Raw genomic sequence first — 24,083 nt, 5'->3', positions numbered from 1 at the left:
ATGGACAACATCAGCCGACGACCATTAATAATATTTACCGCCAACTTAGTCTTGCTAATAACTTGCGTAGTATTGCTTACCTGTATGTACATCAAGACAGGCATATCACCGGCCTGGTTATTGGTGTTAACTTTATCGGTGAGTTTCACAGCCGCATTATTTTCTCTCCTTAAAAGCCAAAATAAACAGCTGATACAAGTTATTAGAGCGCTTGCTAATGGTGATAACACCTTAGGATTCGCCCGCCATCATCCGATGCGAGAGTATTACGACCAGGTTAAGCAACAAATGCAATCGGCACGATTTGCCGCTGAGCATCAAAGCGAGTTTTTAAAAGCGCTGTTAGTGCATATCGATCTTGCAGTTCTTGTTTGTGATGGCAAAGGAAATGTCGTTGACTCTAACCCTGCGGTCGCCCGGCTGATGGGAAAAAGTATCAAAAACCTCAGTGAATTGAGTCATATTGGTACTATGGTACTCGCTGCAGAAAAAAACCTGCGCAGCACGGTACAATGGTTACATGGTGAACAACAAGACACCCTGACGCTACAGGTAAGCATTGCCGAGATTCAAGGCAAAGAGCATAAAATAGTGACCTTACAGTCAATTCACGAAATGCTGTTAAATAAAGAGCAGCAGGCCTATAAACGATTAACACAAGTATTAACACATGAAGTAGCCAATACCATTACCCCACTCGCCTCTATAGCACAGACTTGTGAAGGACTTATCCCACAGCAATTATGTTTTAGCGATGATGAAAGTAAACAAGATTTAAGTTTTGCGCTACAGACACTGGCTTCGCGTACTCACCATTTAGGCGAGTTTATCGCGAGTTTCAGGCAGATCAGCAGTTTACCCATGCCACAATTAGTTCCCGTTGCCATAGACACTATTTTGGAGCACATTCAAATGCTTCATCGCCGGGAGCTCAAAGAGAGCAAAATAGAATTAGCAATTGATATCCAATGCCGGCAATTGGTTATGTTAGATAGCGGGCAAATAGAGCAAGTGCTCATTAACCTTGTTAAGAACGCCATTGAAGCATTAACTCTTTACTTTAACCAAGTAGAAAACATTGAGCATAATGGCGACAGCCAGGGAAAAATCAAACTCACGGCAGCCAAAAACGATGCACAACAACTGTTTGTTGAAATAACGGATAACGGTGCCGGTATTGCCAAACATGTTATTGAAATGATTTTTGTGCCCTTTTTCACCACTAAACAGCAAGGTTCGGGTATAGGGTTAAGTCTCTCCAGGCAGATTATGATCAACCATGGCGGTGATCTTGTGTACGTCACCAGGAGCCAAGGCGCTTGCTTTCGATGCATATTTGGATAATGTTACTGATTATAATCAAGCTTCTAAAGTCCAAAATTTAGAGGTCGTGAATATATTGAGTGATAGTTACAGCCAGCTATTAGTTAGCGACAATTAGCTGACAGGGGCAAGGGGAGTGTGAGCAGTAACGGATAATTCTGTTGTTTTCTGTATAGCTAAAGTTAAATTTTTGAAAGCGTCTTTTCATCCTTGAGTGTTTTTTAACGGGAATGTTGAATAAATTTAAAAGCAACATAGAGTTATAAGATAAATAGCCGCTATCCCCAAACGGAAAAACTTGATGTTTTTTTGTTTGATGGAGTTTTCTGACTGTTAATAAACAAGGAGGTTATTAAGGTGAAATGGAAGTGGGTTGTTATTTTTATCATAGCGACAAGTTCGGCCAATGCTGCTTTGGCACAAGGCAGTGCTGAAGGGCAGGAGCATTTTGCTAAAGGTTTGGCTGCCGATCAAAAGCAAGATTATAAAACGGCCTTTACCTGGTATTTAACAGCGGCAGAGTCGGGGTTTAGGCAAGCCCAATTTTATCTTGGCACCATGTACGAGCAGGGCAGCGGTACTAAACAAGACTACAAAAAAGCCGCTCATTGGTACTTGCAGGCTGCAAAGCGGGGACATGCCGCTGCCCAAAATAACTTAGGTACTATGTATAATTTTGGCCGGGGGATGAAGCAAGACTATAAACAAGCGGTTTATTGGTACCGAAAAGCCGCCCTGCAGGGACATTTATTGGCTCAAGACAACCTGGGCATGAAATACTACCATGGCCAGGGGGTAGAAAAAGATAATAAACAGGCTTACCTCTGGTGCGGCTTGGCGGCCATGGCGGGAGATGAAATGGCTTATGTTCATAGATATTTCATCGGCAAACGCTTGTCGGCAGACGAATTAACAGAACTGCAGGCTGAAATCCGTAAACGTTATAATCAATTTAATGCTAAATAACCCGCCCGGGTCATCAGCTAAACCGGCCGGGAATGCTCAATCCCTTATTCATTGATGACAAATCTATACAAAAAATAACAATTATCAGTGACTTTTTCCCCGGGTCTGTGGTCTTATACCATAGAGGTTTCATTGCTATAACCCACCTTGATAGCAACTTTAAATAAGGGATTTAATAATGAAAAAACATATAGGCTTGATCATTACCACAGGTGCTTTATTACTGATGACATCAACGGCTTTGTCTACCGCTTTTGCCGCAGGCAGTGAGGTTAAGTGGACGGAGCCGGAAAAATACCGGGATATCCGCCCCGGTGACGAGAACCGCAAGCGCTTTCAGGAACGAACTTTTAAAGAGCTTGAGTCATATTTTGCAAAACTGGCTGCCAGGTTGCCGGAAAAGCAACAATTAAAAATTGAGGTAACTGATGTCGACCTGGCGGGAGATGTGCGCTTTGGCAGCCACAGGCAAATAAGGATCATTAAAGAAATTTATGCTCCGCGCATGACGTTTTCCTATCAGTTACTTGCTGCTGATGAAACGGTACTGAGCTCGGGTGAGGTGAACCTTAAAGACATGAGTTTTATGCGCGGCAGCCGGTTAAAGCATCGAACAGAATCTTTAAATTATGAAAAAAACATGCTTGATGACTGGTTTGAAGAAACTTTTTCTCCTGTCGTAGCTGCCGTAAAGCAAGGGGAATAAACCTGCTTATTCCCCCGTGATGTTATTTGCTGTGGCTGTTTTCAAACTGGCCTAGCACGGTGAATAACTGTTCTATTTGTTTGACTAAGGTGACCAGGGTCGGTTGATCCTGGTGCTCTTGCCAGTACAGCAGGTTATCCGCCACTTCCTGGACGTAAGGCTGAAAAGTATTGGCGGAGCATTTAAAGCCGGCGTCTTTTTTAAAAATAGCTTCAAAACCGGCTTTTTTATGTTCCCGCAGATCCTGCAGGGTGGCATCCGCGGTCAGAGATTTTTTCAGGATAATAGAAATATTTTCGATGAGTTGTTGATTAACGTTTGCTGTTTCAGTCATATATCTTCACATTTTTCGCTTAGCGGCTGCTTGTGCCATTATCGGCTTATTATGCCAAATTAGATAAGGTTTTGTTAGCTTATGTCGCTATTTCCCTTACTTTCCGTCAGTTCGGGCTGAAGAAGTTCTGCCGTTATGCCATAAGTTAAATTAATCGGTGTTTTGTTGGCTTCACCGGCAATTTCCCGTACCAGTTTCGGCATCAGGAAGCCGGGTAAAACCGCCAGCATTTCATTGACTATTTTTACCGCATGCGCTTCTTTGATATCAAAGTGGGCGGCCCCCTGGACGGGATCAAACATATGCAGGTAATAAGGCTGTATGCCGTTATCAAATAAAACTTCGCTTAACCGGCATAGAACTTCGCTGTTATCGTTTACCCCTTTAAGCAATACGCTTTGGTTAAACAGCGGAATACGTGCAGCCCGTAACGGCTCTATTGCCGAGATAAAGGCTTCATCGACTTCATTGGCGTGGTTGATATGAAAGACTATGGTGGCTTTCAACCGGCTATCGGCAAGCAATTTAACCAGCGCCTTTGTTATCCGCTGCGGGATGACTACAGGTAAGCGGCTGTGCAGACGCAGGCGTTTTACATGGGGGATAGCTTCAATTTTATCTACCAGCCAGGCCAGATGTTCGTCACTGGCCATCAAGGGGTCGCCGCCGCTGAAAATGACTTCACTGATTTCTTGATGTTCGGCGATATAGTCCAGGGCCTGCTGCCAGCGGGCCTTGTTCGGGCTGTTATCGGCGTAGGGAAAGTGGCGGCGGAAACAGTAGCGGCAATTCACCGCGCAGCCGGCTTTGACTATCATCAGCACCCGGTGGCGGTATTTGTGTAATAACCCTTCGGCGACGGTATCATGTTCTTGCAGCGGATCGGTGAGATAACCGTCGCTCAGGTCAAATTCATCGCTTAACGGCATTACTTGCATTAACAGCGGGTCGTTAATATCGCCTTTTTTCATGCGTTTGATAAAAGGCCGGGGCACGCGTACCGGAAATAATTTCCTCGCCTTAAAGTGATCCTGATAGGCCTGTGGGGCAATATCCAGCATTTCCAGTAAGGTTTTTGGATCTGTCACAACATTTGCCAATTCTTTTTGCCAAGAAGTGTGCAATTGTTCGCTGATTTGGGTTATTATCTGCGGCATTTCTAATTTATATCTCTGCGTTAATTGAGAACATTATGGCTAATTTCAGTACAAACCAATTCAAAGCCGGGCTTAAAATAATGCTTGACGGCGAACCTTGCAACATTCTTGAGAATGAAATCGTTAAACCGGGTAAAGGTCAAGCTTTTAATCGGGTGAAAATTCGCAAATTAATTTCCGGTAAGGTACTGGAAAAAACGTTCAAATCAGGTGAGAGCGTTGAAGGCGCTGATGTGATGGACAGCGAACTGGCGTACCTTTATGCCGACGGTGAATTCTGGCACTTTATGAACAATGACACTTTCGAGCAAATCGCTGCGGATGAAAAAGCGGTTGCCGATGCCGAAAAATGGCTGGTGGAAGGCAATGTTTGTACCATTACCCAGTGGAACGGTTCACCTATTTCGGTAACCCCGCCTAACTTTGTTGAGCTGGAAGTCACCGAAACCGATCCGGGCCTTAAAGGCGATACTGCGGGTACCGGTGGCAAGCCTGCTACCTTAAGCACTGGCGCTGTTGTTCGTGTGCCTTTATTTGTACAAATCGGTGAAGTGGTTAAAGTGGATACCCGCTCCGGCGAATATGTATCACGCGCAGGTAAGTAACTTAAGCTTGTTTTCCGGCTGAGTTTAATCTCGGCCGGGCTGATGAAACCAGCCGTCTTGTTATCCCGGCTTTTATTTCGGGAAACAACATTGCTGGTTTTTTTATGTCCAGGGATGGACGGTATATTGCGTTGAAATGGACTTCACAGAGCAATTATGTCCTGATTTCAACCGGCAGGTAAGCGTCACAATATATCCCGGTGCCTACTTGAAAAAGGCGATCTGCTCCCTCATTTAGTAAAGTTCAAATGATTTAGGTATTAAGCATGCAGCACGCGTTAGAAATTTCTCATTTAGAAAAAGTATATAAAGGCGGATTTAAGGCCCTTAAAGGCATAGATTTAACGGTGAAACAAGGGGACTTCTTTGCCTTGTTGGGGCCTAACGGCGCCGGTAAATCGACCACTATCGGTATTATCTCCTCCCTGGTGAATAAAACTTCGGGTAAGGTTAAGGTGTTCGGCCATGATATCGATACCGAGCTGGAAAAGGCCAAGAGCCATTTAGGCCTGGTGCCGCAGGAATTTAATTTTAACCAGTTTGAAAAATTGATGACCATTTTGGTTAATCAGGCGGGTTATTATGGTGTCGAACGCTCCCTGGCGCGCCAGCGCGCTGAAAAGTACCTGAAACTACTGGAGTTATGGGATAAACGTAACGACTCTGCCCGTATGCTGTCCGGGGGCATGAAGCGCCGGTTGATGATTGCCCGGGCCTTGATGCATGAACCTAAGATATTGATTTTGGATGAACCAACTGCCGGGGTCGATATTGAGCTGCGCCGCTCTATGTGGGATTTCCTTCGGGAAATTAACAAGCAGGGCATCACCATTATTTTAACCACCCATTATCTGGAAGAAGCGGAAATGTTATGCCGCAATATCGCCATTATCGATAAAGGCACTATTGTTGAAAACACCAATATGAAGGCCTTGCTGGCGAAATTAGATATGGAAACTTTTGTGCTCGATATCGCCAAAGGCAGTGTTTGCGAGCAATTAACGGATTTCAACAGCCGGATGATAGATGATCATACCCTGGAAGTGGATGTGAAAAAATCCCAGAGTATCAACCAGGTGTTCAGTCAGCTGAGCGAGCAGGGGATTGAAGTGTACAGTATGAGAAATAAAAGCAACCGCCTGGAAGAATTATTTGTCAGTTTGATAGGCAATGGCCAGGCAGATGCCGCTGCTCAGGAGAACAATTAAGATGTCGGCTTTGGTTAACCGTATTGCCTTAAAGAGCATACTTTATAAAGAAATAAACCGTTTTATGCGTATCTGGGTGCAAACCTTAGTGCCGCCAGCCATTACCATTACCTTATATTTTGTGATTTTTGGCTCGCTGATCGGCTCACGCATCGGTGAAATGGGCGGCTTTGATTACATGTCCTTTATTGTGCCCGGGCTGATCATGATGAGTGTGATCACTAATTCCTATTCCAATGTCGCCTCTTCTTTTTTCAGCGCCAAATGGCAGCGGAATGTTGAAGAAATGCTGGTGGCCCCGGTGCCCAACTGGGTGATCGTCGCCGGTTATGTCGGCGGCGGTATGGCCCGCGGTATCCTGGTGGGCCTGATCGTCACCTTAGTGTCTTTGTTCTTTGTCGATATTCAGATCCATAACCTGGCAGTGATCATCATTACCGTATGTCTGACCTCGGCGGTATTTTCCCTGGGGGGACTGATCAATGCGGTTTTTGCCGGCAGTTTCGATGATATTTCCATTATCCCGACCTTTGTGCTGACGCCGTTAACCTATTTGGGCGGGGTGTTTTATTCGATTAGCCTGTTACCGGAGTTTTGGCAGGGGGTATCGCAAATCAACCCCATCGTTTATATGGTGAATGCCTTCCGTTATGGTTTCCTGGGTATCAGTGATGTTGACCTGACCCTGGCATTTTCCGTATTGGGCGTCTTTATTGTAACTTTATTTACCATAGCCATGACCTTGATCACCAAAGGTATAGGATTGAGAAGTTAATGAGTTTCGGAGATTCAAAAGCTATTATCAGCAACCAGCCGGGGATCCACGAAAACCTGGCGGATATTGTCAACAAGCATTTAAGCCATGCCTCGAAAAAGCCGTTCCAGCAACATACCCTGGACGCTTTTGCCGAAATTGATGCCAAGGTTAAGGCTTTTGACGGCGAGGTGATTTTAGACTCCTGCTGCGGTGTCGGGCAAAGTACCCGTATTCTGGCGAAAAATAATCCCGAGGCCTTAGTGATAGGGGTGGATAAATCCGCCCATCGTATCGAGCGCAATGTCGAAGATATCTGGCAGGCGGATAATTATCATTTGATCCGCGCCGATCTTAACGACTTTTACCGCCTGGTGACTAAGGCGCAGTGGCAAGTAGCTAAGCATTATATTCTTTATCCCAATCCCTGGCCTAAAGCCAAGCACGTGCAGCGGCGCTGGCACGGCACTGCCGTGTTCCCGGATATTATCAATATCGGCGAGCAGATCATCCTGCGCAGCAACTGGCGTTTATATCTGGAAGAGTTTCTGTTTGCCGCCGAAATTGCCGGAAAAAGCGGTGATATTAGTGAGGTGACAGATGCCGAGCCGTTAACGCCGTTTGAGGCAAAATACCGGGCCAGCGGCCAGCAATGCTGGCAGTTAACTATCTAAAGGACTATTCGCGGTAAGATAGTGGGGATATTGGTAAATCTCCCCACTATTTAGTGTTATCTGCTAAACCCTTGTTCAGGGCAAATCCTCAATCTTTCATATATCTCTTATAAATCAAAGGTATAGTTTTGTGGTCTGGATCTTGTTTATGTTCCTGTGAATTTAACAAGAGATAACTATCATGCGCTTAACCATAAGAAAAAATGTCTTTGTCCCGGCTTTATCCTGTGTTGCCTTATCACAGTTTGCTTTGATTTATGTCGCCAGTTCCCTATAGGAGTAACAAGAAAACCAGCAAGCTGGTATGACTTCTTACTAAAAAGAGAAGACTTTTGCTTCATTTTTTATTACAGTGCCGCATTCAAAAGCAATCAGGCTTTTTGCTAAGCAAATAATTAAATAAATAGCTAACTAGATAGCTAAGCAAAATGTAAAGAATGGTAAGGTATGACGACTGGCAAGCGTAAAGCAAAAGCAACTCAAGAGTCTTTGCATCGCATCTTCACAATTCCAGAAGCTCCGGAATCAACCCTGGGTTTGATCGAGAAAGAGATCTCAGAAAACCTGGCGGGTTTTCTTGGCAACCATATTGTTGCGACTGAAAAGCCATTAACCGATATCGAGCAGGACTTTGCCTGTTCGCAGATCCCGGAAGAGCCGGAATTTGTTTCGGATCATATGCACCATTTGTTGGATAAACTGATCTCGCAGTCGGTACATACTTCCAGCCCGAGTTTTATCGGTCATATGACTTCGGCGCTGCCGTATTTTATTTTACCCCTGTCCAAGCTGATGGTGGGCCTTAACCAGAACCTGGTGAAGATAGAAACTTCCAAGGCTTTTACCCCGCTGGAGCGCCAGGTGCTGGGCATGATACATCGCCTGGTTTACCGGGATGAAGAAGACTTTTACCAGCGCTGGATGCACAGTGCCAACCATTCCCTGGGCGCCTTTTGCTCAGGCGGCACGGTTGCCAACCTGACCGCCTTGTGGGTGGCACGCAATAACCTGTTAAAGCCGGACGGCGATTTTAAAGGCATTGCCCGCGAAGGCCTGTTTAAAGCCCTTAAACATTATGACTGCGACGGTTTGGCGATTCTGGTGTCGGAGCGCGGCCATTATTCCCTGAAAAAGTCTGCCGATGTGCTGGGCATAGGCCAGGAAAGTGTGATTGCTATTCCTACCGATGAAGATAACCGCATCGATTGTCAGTTACTGCGCCAGAAGTGCCGGGAGCTGACGGAAAACAATATCAAGATTTTAAGTATTGTCGGCGTGGCAGGTACCACGGAAACCGGCAATATCGATCCGTTAAACGAGATGGCGGATATCGCCGGGGAATACGGCTGTCACTTCCATGTGGATGCCGCCTGGGGTGGGGCAACCTTGCTGTCGGAAAAATACCGTCCTTTGCTTAACGGCATAGAGCGGGCCGATTCTGTCACCATAGACGCCCACAAACAAATGTATGTGCCTATGGGGGCAGGATTGGTGGTCTTTAAAAATCCTTCCTCGGTAACCGCCATCGAGCATCATGCCGAGTATATCCTGCGTAAGGGCTCGAAAGATTTGGGGAGTCATACCCTGGAAGGTTCCCGTCCGGGTATGGCGATGCTGGTGTATGCCAGTTTGCATATTATCAGCCGCCCGGGTTATGAAATGTTGATCAATCAGGGTATAGAAAAAGCCGCTTATTTTGCTGGGATCATTAACCAGCACCCGGAATTCGAATTGATTTCCGAGCCTGAGCTATGTTTATTGACCTACCGCTATGTTCCTCCCGGGATACAGGAGCTCTTGCGTAATGGCTCACAAGAGCAGCAGCAAGAGATTAACGGCTTATTGGGCAAGCTCACCAAGTTTATCCAGAAACGTCAGCGGGAGAACGGTAAATCGTTTGTTTCCCGTACCCGGATTGAAGTTTCCCGTTACGGCGGTGAGAAAATTCTGGTATTCAGAGTGGTACTTGCCAACCCGCTGACTTCTAAAGAAATTTTGCATGATATTTTACAGGAACAAACCGAGTTGGCCCAGGAAAGTGAGAACTTCTATCCCCAGCTGAAGGCTATGCTGTAAGACTTCTCTAGAAAAACAAGCATTATCGTCATTGCTGTTCATCCGTGAACCCGTGACATAGATTACGTCCTGTAGCGTCACTCCAGTTCATCCGTGAACCCGTGACATACATTACGTCCTGTAATTAAAAAGGGGAGCTAAAAAGCTCCCCTTTATCTATTCGCTACTTTAATCTTACTTTACAGAGACCTGTAAATTATCGATCAGCCGGGCTTTACCGCAATGGGCAGCAGCCAGGATCACCAGCTCCTTGTCTGCCGGCTTTGGCCGGGCCAGGGTACGGGCATGGCGAATATCGATATAGTCGGTATTGAGTCCTGCCAGGTTGATTTTTCCGGCTGCCTGCTTGCTCAGGGCTTGATAGTCCTGGTTGCCTTGTTCAAGCTGCTCCCCTAACCATAACAGGGCCTGTCTTAAGGCCGGAGCCATGGCTTTTTCCTGTTCGGTTAAATAACCGTTGCGGGAGCTCATCGCTAAACCCGAGGCCTCGCGTACGGTTTCAACACCTATGATGCGGATCGGCATCGACAGATCTTCCACCATAGTTTGAATCACCTGGAGCTGTTGGTAATCTTTTTTACCGAAACAGGCAACATCGGGCTGTACCAGGTTGAACAGCTTGGCAACTATGGTGGCAACGCCGCGAAAATGACCGGGACGGCTTTCGCCGCAGCTGCCTTCGGAGACATCCGGCACTTCGATGTAGGTTTGCTGATCCAGCCCCTTGGGGTAGATGATGGCCGCAGTCGGGGTAAACAGCAGCTCCGTGCCCGCGGCGATCAGTTTTTGCTGATCCTCGCCTAAGGTTTTCGGATAGCTGTCGATGTCTTCGTTGGCGCCGAACTGCATCGGATTGATAAAGATGCTGGCAACCACCTTGTCCGCATGTTTACGGGCTTCTTCAACTAAAGCTATATGTCCGGCATGTAAGTTGCCCATGGTCGGCACAAAGGCTATTTTAAGGCCTTGCTGGCGCCATTCATTGATCTGTTGGCGCAGCGCGGTAATGTCATTAACTGTTTTCATGTTATCTCTTACTCGCTCGCTTGGACGGCTTACTTAAAAATATGCTCGGGGCCGGGGAAGTTGCCTTTGCTTACTTCACTGATATAAAGCTCGATCGCTTTTTTGATATCACCGGTATCTACCAGGAAATTCCTTGAGAATTTTGGCATATAACTGCAGGAAATGCCTAAGGCATCGTGCATCACCAAAATCTGGCCGTCGGTATCTTTACCTGCGCCTATGCCGATAGTGGGGATATTCACCGCTTCTGAGATGGCTTTACCCAGCTCGGCAGGAATACATTCCAGTACCAATAACTGCACACCTGCCTGTTCCAGTTCTTTTGCCTGGGCGATCATTTCCAGCGCTTTGTCCTGCTCGCGTCCCTGTACCTTGAAGCCGCCTAAAACATGGACAGATTGAGGGGTTAAACCTAAATGGCCGCATACCGGAATACCACGCTCTACCAGGGAAGAGATAGTCTCTATCAGCCAGCTGCCGCCTTCCATTTTGACGATGTTAGCGCCCGCCTGCATCAACTTAGTGGCGTTGACAAAAGCCTGTTCTTTGGTGGCGTAGCTCATAAAAGGCATATCGCTGATCACTAAGGTTTCTTCTACCCCTTTGCTGACACAACGGGTGTGATAGGCCATATCTTCTATGGTTACCGGTACGGTATCATTTTCTCCCTGCAAAACCATGCCGAGGGAGTCGCCGATTAAAATGGCATGAATGCCCGCCTGATCAAAGATCTTGGCAAAACTGGCATCGTAAGCGGTAATGGTGGAAATTTTCTCCCCTTGCTCTTTCATTTTTAATAAGCGGGATGTTGTTATTTTCGCCATAATTTTTTCCGTTAAAGCTCTTTTCCGTTAAAAATAAGCATCGTCAGCACTTTTTATCAGCACTTAGCCGAGTTTGCTGTGTATTTTCAGCCCGTTAGGGTTAATGTTTTTGCTCAGCTCCAGCACGGACTCACCACAGGGCAATGTCAGCGAAGGGGCTATTTCAGCCAGTGGCAAGAGCACAAACTCTCGTTCTTTCATGCCATAATGAGGCACTGTCAGGCGTTCGTTATCGATAATTTCCTGGTCAAACAGCAGGATATCAAGATCCAGTACCCGTGCGCCCCAGCGGTTGTCTTTGCGCACCCGTCCGGCTTTGTTTTCTATGTCTTGCAGGGCATCGAGTAAGGCTAGCGGGGTTAACTCCGTTGTTAATGCCAGCACGGCATTCATATAATCCGGCTGATCTTGTGGCCCCATAGGCTTACTGAAATATAAGGAAGATATCCGGAGAATACTTGAGTCTGCTATGCCCGCTATGGCAACAATGGCCTGGCGAATTTGCGCCTGCGGATCGGATAGGTTACTGCCTAACCCTATGTAGGCAGTATGTTTTTCTAAGTTAACCGGGGAGTTGTCTGTACTCATGTGCTTGATCGGGTCTATTTCTAAGCCAAAAATTTAAGCTAAAAGTCTGCGTCAAAGTGGCGGTTGTCAGACACTGTTTTTCTCAGAGCTTGCCTTATTGGCGCTCTGACTGCCGGGTTTTTTCCGCTTGCGGCTGGATCTGCGGGCGCCGGGGCGGTTAACCGCAACCGCTTTGATCATTTGTTGCTGGGTTTCCGGGTGAGCGGCCTGAAAATCTGTCCACCACTTGGCCAGCTCCTGTGCCGGTCCGCCTTCTATCTCGCCGCGCAGCAACAGGAAGTCGTAGCCGGCCCTGAATTTCGGATGTTCGAAACTTTTATAGGCGCGTTTGCCGTCACGGCGCGCCAGTTTATCCTGTAAGATCCAGATATCTTTCATCACCAGCTGGAAGCGTTTCGGGATAGAAATGCTGCGTTGTTGCTCGGAGATCAGCTCGTTATAGGCGGCAAAAAAGGCATCTTGCGGCGTTAACTGACTGGCGGCATTTAACCTCTGGATGCGGGCCTGCAGCGGGTACCATAACATGGCCGCCAGCAAGAAGGCCGGGGTAACCCTTTGGTTGTTATTGATGCGCAAATCGGTATTTTTCAGCGCCAGGCGGATGAAATCGTTTAAATGGATATTTTCTTCCTGCTCAAGGCTTTGCTCTACCACAGGGAAGAAATATTTAAACAGGCCGTAGTCCCTTAACATATCAAAATTTTCCCGGGCCTTACCGGACAGGAAAAGTTTATTGAATTCTTCAAACATCCTGGCGGCGGGAATATTGGCCAGCAGCGGGGCTAACTCGGCGATAGGCGCCTGGGTTTCTTCACTGATGGTCATATCCAGCTTAGTGGCAAAACGGATCGCCCTGAGCATGCGCACCGGGTCTTCGCGGTAACGGGTTTCGGGATCGCCGATCAGGCGGATAATACGGTTATGAACGTCTTCGACGCCATTGGCAAAATCATAAACTTTAAAATCTGTGACCGAGTAATACAGGGCATTGATGGAAAAATCGCGGCGCTCGGCGTCTTCTTCAATTGAGCCGTAAATATTATCGCGCAGCAGCATGCCGTGCTCGCTCTGCTTGGAGATTTTCTGGTTGCCTTTGGCCTTTTCCTGGTTGTTGTCATGGTGTCCGCGGAAAGTGGCGACTTCGATTACATCGCGGCCAAAAACGATATGGGCTAAACGAAAGCGGCGGCCGATAAGGCGGCAATTGCGAAACAGCTCTTTAATCTGCTCCGGGGTGGCATTGGTGGCAATATCAAAATCTTTCGGCTCTAGCCCCAAAATAATATCCCTGACGCCGCCGCCCACCAGATAAGCGTCGTAACCGCCTTTATTCAAGCGATACAGTACTTTTAAAGCATTGGTGCTGATATGTTTTCGGGAAACCGGGTGTTGATCACGTGTTAAAACTACCGGGCTGGAAAATGTTGCTGTTTTCTTTTCCGTTTTGTTGGTTTTTCTTCCCAGAACTTTTTTACACAAATTAATCACGCTTTTGATAATTTTTGACCTCAAGGTTATGCGCATTTTCGCTAGAAATTATCGCGCAATGATATAACAGCACAGGGCAAAAGAGAATGAAAAAACCGCACTATTTAGTGATCTTTGCCGAATTTAACCGCTTCTTTGCGCAGAATGATTTTATCCCGGTTTATTCCGGCAAGGTGATCTGCTGTTTTCTCGGGACTTTATCCAGGCTCCAGTGTCCTATGCTCCAGGCGATGATTTCTTCGACCGAAGCGCTAATCAGCTCAGCTGGCGGCTCCTGACCGAGGAAAGTTAATGCCGCGACCAGCGCCGGTTGCGGATGATGGTTATCTATCGCCGGGGCTTTGTTCTGTTTGCTCAGTTTGTAGCCTTCATTGGTGACGGCTAACGGCACGTGGCCATATTGGGGATTTGGCCGCTCGAGGATATGATAAAAGCTTAATTGTCTTGCCGTGGGTTCGAGTAAATCACAGCCGCGGATAACATGGCTGATCCCCTGGCAAATATCGTCTACGACAACCGCCAGTTGATAGGCAAACAGGCCGTCTTTGCGCAGCAGGATAAAATCTTCCCGGGCAAGTGCCGGATCGCAGCTGATTGCTCCCTGAAAGATGTCCTGATATTGAAAATGCCCGGCGGAATTGATCAAACGGATGGCGCTGTTGGCAGCAGCGTGCTCCCGGGATTTGCAGATCCCCGGATAAATACCGCCGGCGGCCTTGATTTCGGCCCGGGTACATTGACAAAAATAACTGAGTTTTTGTTGTTTGAGGTAATCGAGCACATCCAGGTAAACCTGGGTTTGTTTACTTTGGTAAAGCACCTCTTCATCCCAGTGCAAACCGAACGCTTCCAGGGTGGATAAAATCGCTGAACTGGCGCCTGCCTGCTCCCTGGGGGGATCAATATCTTCAATGCGTACCAGCCATTTTCCCTGACAGCTTTTGGCATGCAGGTAACTGGCTAAGGCCGAGATTAACGAGCCAAAGTGTAATAGCCCGGAAGGGGATGGAGCAAAGCGACCACGATAACTAGACTGTGGTCGCCGGGGGAGGGGTAATACCATAGAAAAGCCGGGTATTAACCTGCCATCTGGCGCTCTTTGATTTCCTGTAAGGTTTTACATTCAATACAAAGGTCTGCAGTCGGACGTGCTTCCAGGCGGCGAATGCCGATTTCGATGCCACAAGACTTACAGAAGCCGAATTCATCTTCTTCGATTAACTGTAAAGTTTTCTCAATTTTCTTGATCAACTTACGTTCGCGATCCCGGGTGCGTAATTCCAGGCTGAATTCTTCTTCCTGGGCTGCGCGATCGACAGGGTCGGGGAAATTGGCCGCTTCATCTTGCATATGCGTTACTGTGCGATCAACTTCTTCTCTGAGTTGAACACGCCAAGCATCGAGAATTTTTTTAAAATGCTCCAGTTGCTCAACGTTCATGTATTCTTCGTCAGGCTTTTCCTGATACGGCTCAACGCCGGCTAATGCTAGGATGCCTAAGGCTTTATTTTTACTGTTTGGCATGCTGAATCTCCTAATGCTACATAGACCAAAGTGACCTTAATTTAGCTGGTAAAGCGCATTCTATTGCGGATACCTGTTAAAAACCACGTGGTTGCAATTGCCAATATTAAATAGACCATTGGTATCTGGCCTATATTGTGCCGGCGAAAATAAATATCAAGGCTTAATTGCAAAAAAAACCATATTCATTATAAATCAATCTTTTATAAATATGTAAATTCACACATTATCGAGATTAACTCTGCCGGCGCTGTTAGCTGTTCTGAGGGCTGTTTTTACCAGCTCTCGCAATCAGGCTTTCTATTCAGACCTTTCTATCAATGATTGACACCGTCAGTCAAATATAATTCCACTATAGTACCATAAAAATTATTGTTACTGCTTAAAATCAAGGGGCTGAGATAAGCTGATCTCGGTTACTTTATCTCCCAGGGTAAAGCTTGCCTTATAGGCCAGGACTTCTACCCCGGCTTCGATGGCTTCTGCCAATAACCGGCCGTAAAGCGGATCTACATGGTCGGCGGCTTTTACCGAGTTGATACCGCTGTGTAATACCGCAAAAAGTAATACCGCTCTTTTGCCCTGTTGCGCCAGTTCGGTCAATTCCCTCAGGTGCTTTTGTCCCCGGGTGGTTACGGCATCGGGAAAATAACCCTGGCCGTCGCTGAGCAGGGTGACGCTTTTTACTTCGATATAGGTCTCGGCTTTTTCGGGGGAGGACAGGTAAAAATCGATTTTACTGTTCTCGTTGCCGTATTTGACTTCCCGTTTCAGCTCATCGTAGCCGGTCAGTTCGGCTATTTTTCCCGATTCAAGGGCTTCTTCCACCAGCTGGTTGGCGCGTATGGTATTGACGCAAATGATATCTTGCGCCTGAGTTTGCGATAACTCCCAGCTAAAGGGATATTTGCGTTTGGGGTTGTCCGACTGGCTGTACCAGACGGTATTGCCGGGATCGGCACATCCGGTCATGGCGCCGGTATTGGCGCAATGTATGGTGGTTTGCTCGCCGTCAGCGAATTCTATATCCGCTAAAAAGCGTTTATAACGTTTTAATAAGGTTGCGCTTTGTAAGGCTAATTGCATAGGGTTATTTTGTTGGCAATACAGAAAAAGCTATAAATATCATTTTTCTGACTAAAATTGCAAAAAAACGCCGTGATTAAGATAGACTAAGGCAGATAACGCCCAGTGAAGGAAGAATAATGACTAAAACAACCAATATCATATTAACCAATACCCCGGTGTCAGAAGGCTGGCAGGCGGATAACCCGGTACAGATTTTTAAGAATGAAATTCATATTTGCCTTAAAGACGGTCAGGAATTGTCGTTAAGGGACATCCAAAAGGCCGGGCGAAAAATTGAAGGTCTGGGCATAGATACCGCCAAATTAACCGGCGATTTATGGACAGAGCAGAGCCAGTGGGCATTTGCTATGGGCTTTACCTGTGTCGGCAAACTCACCAATGTTGAGTTTACCGGAGATAAGGCCGGGCAGCTGGCGGATAAACTGGCCATTTTTGCCTGGAGCCGGGATCTGACCAACCAGACCCCTTCCCAGCTATACCCGCTGAAACTGGCTGAACTGGCGGCGGAATATATTAAGACCCTGGCGCCTGAGCATGTATCGGTGGGAATTATCTCCGGGGAAGATCTTGAGCAGCAGGGCTGGACCGGGATTTATAATGTCGGTAAAGGCAGCATCAATCCACCTTGTTTGATGATCCTTGATTATAACCCTACCGGTGACAGCCAGGCGCCGGTTGCGGCCAGCTTAGTGGGTAAAGGCATCACCTTTGACAGTGGCGGTTACAGCATAAAACCCAGTGCCGGTATGTTTGATATGAAATGTGATATGGGCGGCGCAGCCGTCGTTGCCGGCGCTTTGGCACTGGCGATCAAGCAGGGCCTGGATAAAAGGGTGAAGTTATTTTTATGTTGCGCCGAGAACATGGTCAGTAGCCACGCCTATAAACTCGGTGACATTTTAACCTATAAAAACGGCCTGACGGTGGAAGTGGCCAATACCGATGCCGAAGGCCGGTTAGTGCTGGCAGATGGTTTGCTGGCGGCGGCAGAAGCTAACAGTGGCCTGATTATCGATGCGGCAACCCTGACGGGGGCGGCCATGATGGCTACCGGCGGTGATTACACCGCATTATTTGGTTTAGATGCCGACTTGATGGAGCAAACCAAAGCAGAAGCGGTGAAAGCGAATGAGCCGGTGTGGCAGTTGCCTTTAGAGCGCTGGCATCAGGATAAATGCAGTTCGGTATTTGCCGATACCGCCAACAGCCGTACCCAAAAAGGCGGTGGTGCCGGTGGCGCCAGCAATGCCGCGGGCTTCCTGGCGCGCTTTGTTGCCAATGAAGGCAAGGGCTGGTTGCATATGGACTTAGCCGCCGCCTATAACGGCAGCGCCAATAGTCTGTGGGCTGCCGGCGGTACAGGTCAGGGCATCGCTACCATTGCAGCCTTGATTTGCGATAAAGCATAACGTTTTTGTTGCGCTCAATGCAGAGATTGCCGGTTTTCGGCGATCTCTGTATGGGTGAACACATGGGGTCGTTCAGGTGTGCGTTGTTGGCTGCAACTCCTGATAAATCACTGTTGTGCTAAATACTGAGATAACCAGTTCCTGGCGATTTCGGTATTGGTGAAGACATGAAATTCCAGTTGGCAGCTTTGATAGATACGTTTTAATTGCATCTGCTGCAGATCGGTATGTTTACTTTCGAGGATCACTGTGGCGTTTGCTACCATACCATGTTGTATGCGGTGTTTGGCGATGCTGATCAAGGTTTCTTCCGTGTCCGGTGTGATCAGTTCCCCGCCGTAATAAGTGACCAGTGCTCCCCACTTTTTTCCTTGAAAGCTTTCACAGGCGCTGCGCATATCCCTATGGTATTGTTCGACAACTTGAGGGGGAAGCGGGCCGTATACCCGGGTATCGAGAATATTATCCTGGTGTTCTATGCTGTAGCTGCCCGGCTTGTTTCCACTGTTATTGCCATTGTTTTTGTCGAGAGCATTATCTGTCATTTTCAAATTCCATTTGTCAATGTGATCTTTATTAGTACCAAGTTTAGCCTGAGTTGCCAAGTAAGAAAGCCGGACAAAATATTAGCGCTAAAATCCTGGCTGATTTTTATCCGTTATCCGCTGCAGACCCGGATATCATAATCAGGGGGATTTGCTACCGCCTGCTGTTATCCTGCACTTTGACTCGATGTCAGGTGCCAGGTTTTTACCGCCTGATAGCGTACGCCTGTTGCTGTTGACAGCGATTGAAATAAGCTGAACCTGTCGATCGGGGTAAGCATGTTCACCAGGGGAAGTTCCCCGGGTAAAGCGCGTACTTTTCGATAAAGGGTTATATGGGAGAGATAACGGCGCTGCTCCTGGTTTAAACCAGCATCCAAAGCCTGTTTTGTTAAACCTGCTGCCAGTTTATTTTGCCAGTCAGGGATATCGTCATTGGCCAGATAGAGCACTTTGGGCCTTTTAAAATAACCCAGGCGGTTAATCTTTAACGGGGTTATGTCTTCATGCCTGAGGGTATCAGCCAGTTGTCCGGCTCCGGTTAACAGCTGCTGTTTCTTTTCGTCTGTTAACACCCCTAAAAACGCCAGGGTAATATGGAGGTTGTCCCCGGCTACCGGGTGACAGGGCAGGGCCAGCTCGCTGTCTCGCCAGCGTATTAACTGTTTTTTGCTTTTATGGGACAGGTTCAGGGCAAAAAAATACCGGTTCATAATTAACATGCCTGCTTGGTAAAATAAGCCTTTGCGGGAGTGCGTCTCATGTTTATTATATGCCTTTGATATTACTTTGCATTAAAGACATAACCTTGACTAAATCACTGCCCATTGATGATTTCCTGCCTGAGATCACCCAGTTACTGACAACAAACAATACCCTGGTATTGCAGGCGGACCCCGGCGCCGGTAAATCTACTAAGGTGCCCCTGTCTCTGTTACAGGCGAATATCGGTGCAGGCAAAAAAATCGTCATGCTTGAGCCCAGGCGTTTGGCGGCTAAGTCTATTGCTACCTACCTGGCAGCTCAGTTAGGGGAAAAAGTCGGGCAAAGTGTCGGTTACCAGGTAAAAAATGATAATACCTGCTCTAAAACCACTATGTTGGAAATTGTGACCGAAGGGATCCTCACCCGCAGGATCCAACATGATCCCGAACTGGCGGATATCGGTCTGATTATTTTTGATGAATTTCACGAGCGCTCCATACATGCGGATCTGTCGCTGACCCTGGGGTTGGAAATTCAGCAGGCCCTGCGTGATGACCTGAAAATTTTGGTGATGTCTGCCACCATAGACACGGCGGCGGTCAGTGAGTTTTTATCGGATGCGCCTGTGGTGATTTGTCCCGGCCGGGTATTCCCGGTAGAGACGTTTTATCTGCCCCGGCCAATACCGGCGACCGGCCGTTACAGTTATCTTGAGCCGTTGAAAAAGGCAGCGGCAACGGCCTTTCACGAGCATGAAGGCGATATCTTGATATTTCTGCCGGGTAAAGGGGAGATCAATAAGGCGATTGAAACCCTGGCGCCGGATTATCGCGATCCGGATGTGCTGTTATTGCCCTTATATGGCGAATTGTCGGCAGACAAACAACAACAGGCGATTTTACCGGATGCCCAAGGGCGGCGTAAACTGGTGTTTACCACTAATGTTGCCGAAACCAGTTTGACCATAGAAGGCATACGCTGTGTGATCGATACCGGCTTAAGCAAAAGATCCCTGTATGATCCCTCAAGCGGTATGACACGTTTGGTCAGCTGTATGGTGTCCAAGGCATCGGCGGAGCAAAGAAAAGGCCGGGCCGGCCGTCTCAGCGCTGGCAGCTGCTACCGGTTATGGACCGAAAGCCAGCACCATCAGCTGGCAGATTATTACGAAGAAGAAATCAAGGTAGTTGACCTTGCTTCCCTGGTGCTGGAGCTGGCGATGTGGGGGGTAAAACAGCCGTCTGAGCTGAGCTGGTTAACGCCGCCGCCGGCTGCGCATTTTCAGCAGGCAAAAAACCTGCTAACCGAAGTTGGCCTGCTCGATGAAGACGGCGCCATAACCGAGATCGGCCAGCGGGGTATTTCCTTAGGCATAGAGCCGCGCTTTGCCAAAATGCTGATGCAGGGGAAAAAGTGGCAGCAGCTGACCCTAGCCTGCGATTTAGCGGCGCTGCTGTCGGAGCGGGATATTTTTACCAGCGGTAAGGGGGCAGATCTCAATGCCCGCTTGATTGCCCTGCAAGATTATCGCCGCCAGCGCAATAAGGCTCGCGAGCAACATCCTTTAGTGCCCTTTTCCGCCGAGCAGGCGCTGCAAAACAGCCGTAACTGGCAGCGAAAACTCGGCGGCGACAAACAAGCCCAGGCTTATAGCCTGGCCGAAATTCATCAATACAGCGGGCAATTACTGGCGCTGGCCTATCCGGACCGGATAGGGAAACGGCGCGCAGGCCATGCCGCCAATTTCCAGTTAGCCAACGGTAAAGGGGCCATGCTGTTTGATGATGATCCCCTGGCAGAAGCAGCCTTTTTAGTGGCGCCCCAGGTAGACGGACAAAAAACACAGGGACGAATCTACCTGGCGGCACCGGTCAGCCTGGAGGCGATTAAATCCCTGTTTGGCGACCAGCTAAAACAAAAAAGCCAGTACCGTTACGATAAAGAAAAAAATAAAATATCCGGCAGCGTCGAGCATAAGTTGGGGGCGCTGGTTTTAGGCAGACAAACGATCACCGAGCCGGATAAAGCGGCAATCGAAGCCTGTTTGCTGGCGGCGGTAAAAGAAACCCGGTTGGCCATTTTACCCTGGGATAAAGCCTCCTTGTCCTGGCTGGACAGGGCCAGGTGGCTGGCGTTATATGACAGCAGTTTTGAGGTCTTCACCGAAAAGAATATGTTGGAACAATTATCCTTGTGGTTGCAGCCCTACCTGAGCGGCATCAGCTCGGTTGCCGAGCTGAAAAAAATCAATCTGCTGTCGATATTAAAGCAAAGCCTGGATTGGTCAAAGCAGACGGAGCTGGAGCAGCAGGCGCCTGAGTATTACCTGACGCCGTCGGATAAAAAAGTCATGATCACCTATAGCCAGCAGCACAATCCCAAAGTGTCTGTGGTATTGCAGGAAGTGTTCGGCGAGCTGGTCTCACCTTTGCTGGCCTGGGGCAAGGCCCCGTTATGTTTTGAATTGTTATCCCCGGCGAAAAGGCCCATTCAGGTGACCAGTGATTTAAACCATTTCTGGCAAAACTCTTATTTTGAAGTGGCAAAAGATATGCGCGGCCGTTACCCGAAACACCGCTGGCCGGAGCAGCCCTTGCTGGAAAAAGCGGGCAGATCTATTAAACCACGCCGATCTTAGCCGGTGGCAACCTTATATTAGAGCAGAATTAAAATGGCGAAGAAAAAAGCAACAAGCAGTAAAAGCAGTAAAAAAAGTAGCAAGCAAAAACCACAGGCAAAGGCCGTTGCCCGCAGCAGGGGCTGGCTACGCTGGCTGTTTTTTACCGGAATGAAATTAACCCTGGTGGCTTTGCTGGCCCTGGGAGGATATGCCATTTATCTTGACGGCAAAGTCCGCCGTACCTTTGAGGGGCAAAAGTGGCAGGTGCCGGTGCAGGTGTTTGGCCGGACCGAAACCCTGCTGCCGGGAGAGCCGCTGGACCTACCGGCGCTGGCTTCATCGTTAACTTACAATGGTTACCAAAAAGTGGCTAAGGTCAGCCGCCCCGGGCAATTTGCCTTATCTAAAAAGCGCATCATTATTTTTCGCCGCGCCTTTGATTTTGGCTCAGGCATAGAAGCTGCCGCCGAGTTGACCGTGGATGTCAGCCAGGGCCAGATTTCCCGCTTATATTTGGGCAGTGAACAGGCGGCGCAGTTAGTGCTTGAGCCGGTATTGCTGGACCGTATCGTGCCTGAAAACAAAGAAGACCGGGTGCTGGTGGGGCTGGAAAATGTTCCGGAAGCCTTGCTTGATACCTTATTGCTGGTGGAAGACAGGGATTTTTATTTTCATGCCGGGGTTTCGCCGCTCGGTATTCTCAGGGCCCTGGTGCAAAATATCCGCGCCGGGCGCACGGTGCAGGGGGGCAGTACCCTGACCCAGCAGCTGGTGAAAAACATGTTTTTGACCCGGCAAAAAACACTGTGGCGTAAGGTCAATGAAGCCCTGATGTCGCTTATTCTTGAGTACAGGTACAGCAAAGACCAGTTGCTCGAAGCCTATGTCAATGAAGTTTACCTCGGCCAGCATTATGCCAACGGCATCTATGGTTTCGGTTTGGCGGCAAAATTTTATTTCGGCAAAAGTGTCAATCAGCTTGATGCCGGAGAGATGGCGTTATTAATCGGCCAGATCAAGGGACCGAGTTATTATGATCCCTGGCGTTATCCGGAGCGTGCCAAAAAACGGCGCGACCTTATTCTTCGCCTGATGTATGAACACCATTTATTAAGTCAGCCGGATTTCGAGCAGGCACTTAATGATCCCTTATCGGTGCGAAAATCCCGCCGTTTGGTGAAACAAAAGTACCCCGCTTATCTGCAGCAGGTGAAACGCGAGTTATCCCAACATCTGGAGAACTACCGGGAACTGTCGGATATCAAAGTTTTTACCGGCTTTTCCCACCGCAGCCAGGCCCTGTTGGAGCAAACTATCACCGAGCGCCTGGCGGCGCTGGAAAAAAGCAGTAGCCAGCAAGAATTGCAGGCAGCGATGCTGGTTACCGATATTGCCAGCGGTGAGATCCGGGCATTAAGCGGTGGCCGTAAAAGCAATTATTCCGGTTTTAACCGGGCGTTAAACGCCAGGCGTCCGGTGGGCTCTTTGATCAAACCCGCAGTTTACCTGGCGGCGCTGGAAAGGTATGAAGAGTATAACTTTGCCACCGTACTTGATGACAAAGCCATAACCCTGGCCAGCGACGGCGGTAAAGAATGGCGGCCGAAAAACTATGACGGCAAGTACCGGGAGCAGGTGTCTTTAATTGACAGCCTGGTGTTGTCATTAAATATTCCTACCGTGAATCTGGGGATGTCTTTGGGGCTGGATGCGGTTGCCGATGCCATTCATTTACTCGGTTACCAGCAGGATATTACCACCCGGCCATCGTTGTTGCTGGGCTCCATCAATATGTCGCCGATGGAAATCAACCAGCTTTATTTGCCCATTGCCGCGCAGGGGGCTTACCAGCAAACCCATACCATTACCCATATCGTTTCCGGGCAGGGAGAAAGCTTATGGCAGTTTGCTCGCCCGGCTGAACCCAGGATGTCGGAAAATGCCGCCTATCTGCTCGATTATGCCCTGGAGCAGGTAACGCAGCGAGGTACGGCACGCTCCCTGAGCTGGCGTTTAAAAGATAAACAGGTAGCGGGTAAAACCGGTACCACCAATGATTTACGCGACAGCTGGTTTATCGGTTACGATGCCCGCCACCTGGTCACCACCTGGGTCGGGCGTGACGATAACAAATCCATGGGGCTTACCGGCAGCAGCGGCGCCCTGGTGTTATTTGCCGATTTTTTAAAACAGCAGGGGGTTGTTGAGAAACAGGTCGTTATGCCGGAAGGGATCGCCATGACCTTGTTTGAACGCCAAAGTGGTAATGCGGTCACGGATGAATGCGATAATACCGAGCTCTATCCAGCCATCAGTTTGGCTATCAGGGTGAACGAAAATTGCCTGCAGAAACGTCCGGATACCCGCTCCTGGCTGGAGCGTTTGCTTGGCAAATAAAAACTAAAGAAAAGGTGAATAAAGGAAAATCACGCAAATAAAAATTCCTGAACTATAGTTAACAA

Annotated in this window: 22 protein-coding genes; 11 read left to right on the top strand and 11 right to left on the bottom strand. The window is 48.2% G+C overall.

Going from position 1 to position 24,083, the window contains the following annotated elements:
• From SG35_RS23730 to SG35_RS23720, 3 genes are all read left to right on the top strand, one after another.
• On the top strand, positions 1-1,344 hold the full coding sequence (locus SG35_RS23730; protein ID WP_044835487.1) for a sensor histidine kinase: 1,344 nt from the start codon (positions 1-3) through the stop codon (positions 1,342-1,344).
• Between the two features lie 336 nt (positions 1,345-1,680).
• Positions 1,681-2,289: a tetratricopeptide repeat protein gene (locus SG35_RS23725; RefSeq protein WP_053043379.1), complete on the top strand. Its 609-nt coding sequence runs from the start codon at positions 1,681-1,683 to the stop codon at positions 2,287-2,289.
• 178 nt (positions 2,290-2,467) lie between these two features.
• Entirely contained in the window at positions 2,468-2,995 is a 528-nt protein-coding gene (locus SG35_RS23720) for a DUF3016 domain-containing protein (RefSeq protein ID WP_044835486.1), read from the top strand.
• A gap of 22 nt (positions 2,996-3,017) precedes the next feature.
• Here the strand turns inward: SG35_RS23720 and SG35_RS23715 are convergent, their stop codons facing one another.
• Both SG35_RS23715 and epmB read right to left on the bottom strand, forming a co-directional pair.
• Positions 3,018-3,329 carry a hypothetical protein gene (locus tag SG35_RS23715; RefSeq protein WP_044835485.1) on the bottom strand — a complete coding sequence of 104 codons (312 nt, stop codon included), beginning with the start codon at positions 3,327-3,329 and terminating at the stop codon, positions 3,018-3,020.
• A 74-nt stretch (positions 3,330-3,403) separates the two neighbouring features.
• Positions 3,404-4,486 carry an EF-P beta-lysylation protein EpmB gene (epmB, locus tag SG35_RS23710; RefSeq protein WP_044835484.1) on the bottom strand — a complete coding sequence of 361 codons (1,083 nt, stop codon included), beginning with the start codon at positions 4,484-4,486 and terminating at the stop codon, positions 3,404-3,406.
• 35 nt (positions 4,487-4,521) lie between these two features.
• On the opposite strand from epmB, the gene efp reads away from it, so the two are divergent.
• From efp to panP, 5 genes are all read left to right on the top strand, one after another.
• Positions 4,522-5,091 (top strand): elongation factor P, encoded by a 570-nt coding sequence (gene efp, locus SG35_RS23705; RefSeq protein WP_044835483.1) that lies wholly within the window; start codon positions 4,522-4,524, stop codon positions 5,089-5,091.
• A 266-nt stretch (positions 5,092-5,357) separates the two neighbouring features.
• Complete coding sequence (locus SG35_RS23700) at positions 5,358-6,299, top strand: ABC transporter ATP-binding protein (RefSeq protein WP_044835482.1); 942 nt, start codon at positions 5,358-5,360, stop codon at positions 6,297-6,299.
• A 1-nt stretch (position 6,300) separates the two neighbouring features.
• Entirely contained in the window at positions 6,301-7,074 is a 774-nt protein-coding gene (locus tag SG35_RS23695; protein WP_044835481.1) for an ABC transporter permease, read from the top strand.
• Positions 7,074-7,727, top strand: coding sequence for a tRNA (guanine(46)-N(7))-methyltransferase TrmB (trmB, locus tag SG35_RS23690; RefSeq protein WP_044835480.1), 654 nt, complete (start codon positions 7,074-7,076; stop codon positions 7,725-7,727). Before SG35_RS23695 ends, trmB begins: the two co-directional genes overlap by 1 nt.
• A 447-nt stretch (positions 7,728-8,174) precedes the next feature.
• Positions 8,175-9,803, top strand: coding sequence for a pyridoxal-dependent aspartate 1-decarboxylase PanP (gene panP, locus SG35_RS23685; protein ID WP_044835479.1), 1,629 nt, complete (start codon positions 8,175-8,177; stop codon positions 9,801-9,803).
• Between the two features lie 174 nt (positions 9,804-9,977).
• Here panP and panC read toward each other — a convergent pair whose 3' ends face one another.
• The 7 genes from panC to sfsA form a co-directional block, all read right to left on the bottom strand.
• Positions 9,978-10,829, bottom strand: a complete 852-nt coding sequence (gene panC / locus SG35_RS23680) for a pantoate--beta-alanine ligase (RefSeq protein ID WP_044835478.1) — start codon at positions 10,827-10,829, stop codon at positions 9,978-9,980.
• A 29-nt stretch (positions 10,830-10,858) separates the two neighbouring features.
• Entirely contained in the window at positions 10,859-11,653 is a 795-nt protein-coding gene (gene panB / locus SG35_RS23675) for a 3-methyl-2-oxobutanoate hydroxymethyltransferase (RefSeq protein ID WP_044835477.1), read from the bottom strand.
• 63 nt (positions 11,654-11,716) lie between these two features.
• Positions 11,717-12,241 (bottom strand): 2-amino-4-hydroxy-6-hydroxymethyldihydropteridine diphosphokinase, encoded by a 525-nt coding sequence (folK, locus tag SG35_RS23670; protein ID WP_044835476.1) that lies wholly within the window; start codon positions 12,239-12,241, stop codon positions 11,717-11,719.
• Positions 12,242-12,307: 66 nt separating this feature from the next.
• Entirely contained in the window at positions 12,308-13,720 is a 1,413-nt protein-coding gene (pcnB, locus tag SG35_RS23665) for a polynucleotide adenylyltransferase PcnB (protein ID WP_420794546.1), read from the bottom strand.
• A 169-nt stretch (positions 13,721-13,889) separates the two neighbouring features.
• Positions 13,890-14,792: a tRNA glutamyl-Q(34) synthetase GluQRS gene (gluQRS, locus tag SG35_RS23660; protein WP_044835475.1), complete on the bottom strand. Its 903-nt coding sequence runs from the start codon at positions 14,790-14,792 to the stop codon at positions 13,890-13,892.
• Between the two features lie 14 nt (positions 14,793-14,806).
• On the bottom strand, positions 14,807-15,253 hold the full coding sequence (gene dksA / locus SG35_RS23655; RefSeq protein ID WP_044835474.1) for an RNA polymerase-binding protein DksA: 447 nt from the start codon (positions 15,251-15,253) through the stop codon (positions 14,807-14,809).
• Between the two features lie 375 nt (positions 15,254-15,628).
• Positions 15,629-16,339 (bottom strand): DNA/RNA nuclease SfsA, encoded by a 711-nt coding sequence (sfsA, locus tag SG35_RS23650; protein ID WP_044835473.1) that lies wholly within the window; start codon positions 16,337-16,339, stop codon positions 15,629-15,631.
• Positions 16,340-16,458: 119 nt separating this feature from the next.
• On the opposite strand from sfsA, the gene pepB reads away from it, so the two are divergent.
• On the top strand, positions 16,459-17,751 hold the full coding sequence (gene pepB, locus SG35_RS23645; protein ID WP_044835472.1) for an aminopeptidase PepB: 1,293 nt from the start codon (positions 16,459-16,461) through the stop codon (positions 17,749-17,751).
• Positions 17,752-17,858: 107 nt separating this feature from the next.
• Here pepB and SG35_RS23640 read toward each other — a convergent pair whose 3' ends face one another.
• On the bottom strand, positions 17,859-18,296 hold the full coding sequence (locus SG35_RS23640; RefSeq protein WP_044835471.1) for a hypothetical protein: 438 nt from the start codon (positions 18,294-18,296) through the stop codon (positions 17,859-17,861).
• Between the two features lie 167 nt (positions 18,297-18,463).
• On the bottom strand, positions 18,464-19,009 hold the full coding sequence (gene thpR, locus SG35_RS23635) for an RNA 2',3'-cyclic phosphodiesterase (protein WP_044835470.1): 546 nt from the start codon (positions 19,007-19,009) through the stop codon (positions 18,464-18,466).
• A gap of 95 nt (positions 19,010-19,104) precedes the next feature.
• Between thpR and hrpB the strand changes: the two genes are divergently transcribed.
• The gene (hrpB, locus tag SG35_RS23630) at positions 19,105-21,639 is read left to right on the top strand and encodes an ATP-dependent helicase HrpB (RefSeq protein WP_201777837.1); all 2,535 of its coding nucleotides are present in this window, start codon (positions 19,105-19,107) and stop codon (positions 21,637-21,639) included.
• A gap of 33 nt (positions 21,640-21,672) precedes the next feature.
• The gene (gene mrcB / locus SG35_RS23625; protein WP_044835468.1) at positions 21,673-24,018 is read left to right on the top strand and encodes a penicillin-binding protein 1B; all 2,346 of its coding nucleotides are present in this window, start codon (positions 21,673-21,675) and stop codon (positions 24,016-24,018) included.
• The last annotated feature ends 65 nt before the right edge of the window (positions 24,019-24,083 follow it).

Origin of the sequence: Thalassomonas actiniarum (assembly GCF_000948975.2) — a bacterium.
Classification (GTDB): Bacteria; Pseudomonadota; Gammaproteobacteria; order Enterobacterales; family Alteromonadaceae; genus Thalassomonas; species Thalassomonas actiniarum.
Note: the sequence above shows the minus strand (reverse complement) of the source record. Positions and strands in the feature narration are given on the sequence as shown.

Bases quoted from the DNA above. Each gene is read 5' to 3' on its own strand.
- SG35_RS23730 (WP_044835487.1), top strand. From the start codon at position 1: ATGGACAACATCAGCCGACGACCATTAATAATATTTACCGCCAACTTA.
- SG35_RS23720 (WP_044835486.1), top strand. From the start codon at position 2,468: ATGAAAAAACATATAGGCTTGATCATTACCACAGGTGCTTTATTACTG.
- SG35_RS23715 (WP_044835485.1), bottom strand. From the start codon at position 3,329: ATGACTGAAACAGCAAACGTTAATCAACAACTCATCGAAAATATTTCT.
- epmB (WP_044835484.1), bottom strand. From the start codon at position 4,486: ATGCCGCAGATAATAACCCAAATCAGCGAACAATTGCACACTTCTTGG.
- efp (WP_044835483.1), top strand. From the start codon at position 4,522: ATGGCTAATTTCAGTACAAACCAATTCAAAGCCGGGCTTAAAATAATG.
- SG35_RS23700 (WP_044835482.1), top strand. From the start codon at position 5,358: ATGCAGCACGCGTTAGAAATTTCTCATTTAGAAAAAGTATATAAAGGC.
- SG35_RS23695 (WP_044835481.1), top strand. From the start codon at position 6,301: ATGTCGGCTTTGGTTAACCGTATTGCCTTAAAGAGCATACTTTATAAA.
- trmB (WP_044835480.1), top strand. From the start codon at position 7,074: ATGAGTTTCGGAGATTCAAAAGCTATTATCAGCAACCAGCCGGGGATC.
- panP (WP_044835479.1), top strand. From the start codon at position 8,175: ATGACGACTGGCAAGCGTAAAGCAAAAGCAACTCAAGAGTCTTTGCAT.
- panC (WP_044835478.1), bottom strand. From the start codon at position 10,829: ATGAAAACAGTTAATGACATTACCGCGCTGCGCCAACAGATCAATGAA.
- panB (WP_044835477.1), bottom strand. From the start codon at position 11,653: ATGGCGAAAATAACAACATCCCGCTTATTAAAAATGAAAGAGCAAGGG.
- folK (WP_044835476.1), bottom strand. From the start codon at position 12,241: ATGAGTACAGACAACTCCCCGGTTAACTTAGAAAAACATACTGCCTAC.
- gluQRS (WP_044835475.1), bottom strand. From the start codon at position 14,792: ATGGTATTACCCCTCCCCCGGCGACCACAGTCTAGTTATCGTGGTCGC.
- dksA (WP_044835474.1), bottom strand. From the start codon at position 15,253: ATGCCAAACAGTAAAAATAAAGCCTTAGGCATCCTAGCATTAGCCGGC.
- sfsA (WP_044835473.1), bottom strand. From the start codon at position 16,339: ATGCAATTAGCCTTACAAAGCGCAACCTTATTAAAACGTTATAAACGC.
- pepB (WP_044835472.1), top strand. From the start codon at position 16,459: ATGACTAAAACAACCAATATCATATTAACCAATACCCCGGTGTCAGAA.
- SG35_RS23640 (WP_044835471.1), bottom strand. From the start codon at position 18,296: ATGACAGATAATGCTCTCGACAAAAACAATGGCAATAACAGTGGAAAC.
- thpR (WP_044835470.1), bottom strand. From the start codon at position 19,009: ATGAACCGGTATTTTTTTGCCCTGAACCTGTCCCATAAAAGCAAAAAA.
- mrcB (WP_044835468.1), top strand. From the start codon at position 21,673: ATGGCGAAGAAAAAAGCAACAAGCAGTAAAAGCAGTAAAAAAAGTAGC.